This is a genomic window from Neobacillus terrisolis (assembly GCF_051233475.1).
Classification (GTDB): Bacteria; Bacillota; Bacilli; order Bacillales; family Cytobacillaceae; genus Bacillus_BU.
The window spans coordinates 1-1,477 of sequence record NZ_JBKFGH010000062.1; the positions used below are offsets into that span (position 1 = coordinate 1).

The following is a 1,477-nucleotide window of genomic DNA, read 5'->3' on the forward strand; positions in this document are numbered from 1 at the left end:
CTGATGTGACCCCAAAAAGTTAGAGTTTTATTTTAAGCAGCTAATTGGCTGGTATGGTTACGGTATTGTACCGGACTCATGCCTGCCAATTTTTGCTTTATGCGCTTGTTGTTATAGTAATCGATATATTCTACTATTCTCTTTTTTAATTCCTCAAATGAGCATAGTGCTTTCCCATGATACATTTCTTGTTTTAATAATCCGAAAAAGTTTTCCATAGGTGAATTATCTAAACAGTTTCCTTTACGCGACATACTCTGGAACACCTTGTGTTTCTTGAGTGTTTTTACCCATTTATTATGCTGATAATGCCAACCTTGATCAGAATGAATAGTGATTCTGTACTTTGATTCTTTTACAATTTCTAAAGCTTCTTCGAGAGGTTTGAGAGCCAATTCTAAGGTTGGGCGCATACTTATCCCATGCGAAAGGATTTCACCGTTAAACATATCCATAATTGGATTTAGATACAGTTTTACACCATCTGAGCACTTGAATTCTGTGATATCTGTTGTTAATTTTTGATGACATATACTTGTGTGAAAACGACGATTGATACGGTTCTTGGCAATCGTTCCAATAGTCCCTTTGTAAGAACTGTACTTTCGTGATTTTCTACTGAACTTATTACATTTGAGTCCAAGTTTATTCATGATGCGTTGAATCTTCTTGTGATTCACTATCAAACCACGTTGTTTTAAGCCCAAACGAATTCGACGATACCCATAATTGCCATCATGTTCCTCGAACATCGATTGAATACATTCTTCCAGTTCCTGATTCGGTTTCTCCTTTTTCATCATTTTTATATGATAATGGTAGGTGGATTCAGGAATTCCAACTCTTTGTAGAACATCTTTTAGTTTGAATTTTTCTTTGAGTTCGAATGATAACGCTGTTTGTGCTTTTCGAGATAGCCTTCCGGATCCATCTGAAAAGCTCGCAACTTTTTTAAGTACTCTACCTCTAAACGAAGAAGCTCATTTTCTCGCTCCAATTTTTGTTCATAGGTCATTTCTTTATCTTCTATAGTTTTTTTACTTTTTCTATTCTTATCTTTATCCGACATGGGTAGCCGTCCTTTCGGTCTTTCCAGGCCTTCAATCCCATCCGCTAAGAATACTTTTTTCCATGAGGAAATGATAGGAGGGTTGGTTATCCCATACTGTAGGGCTGCTTCAGTTTCTGAAGATCCTGTTCTTTTTATAAAGCTTAATATATCTAACTTTAATTGAACAGAATATCTTTCATTATGCTCCTTTTTTAATAAACCTTTTTGTCCGAACTTCTCATAAATTTTCACCCATCTATTAATTGCTGATTTCCCCTTAATCCCATGTTTCTTAGCAAGAGATCTATATCCAAGTTTTCCTTCCTGAAACTCCCTTACCACCATAAGTTTAAATTCTTCACTATATTTACTCAAAATAAACACCCCAAAAGTCAGATTTTACTCTAACTTTTGGGGTGCAGTACA

The 1,477-nt window shown here is 35.4% G+C and carries 1 protein-coding gene and 1 pseudogene; both read right to left on the bottom strand.

Annotated elements, in window-relative coordinates; genetic code table 11:
- Window positions 1-32: 32 nt before the first annotated feature.
- A pseudogene (locus ACI48O_RS22700) lies at window positions 33-899 on the bottom strand (IS3 family transposase); the annotation flags it as partial.
- On the bottom strand, window positions 860-1,426 hold the full coding sequence (locus tag ACI48O_RS22705) for a helix-turn-helix domain-containing protein (protein WP_435564084.1): 567 nt from the start codon (window positions 1,424-1,426) through the stop codon (window positions 860-862). The pseudogene ACI48O_RS22700 and the gene ACI48O_RS22705, both read right to left, overlap by 40 nt.
- Window positions 1,427-1,477 lie beyond the last annotated feature (51 nt).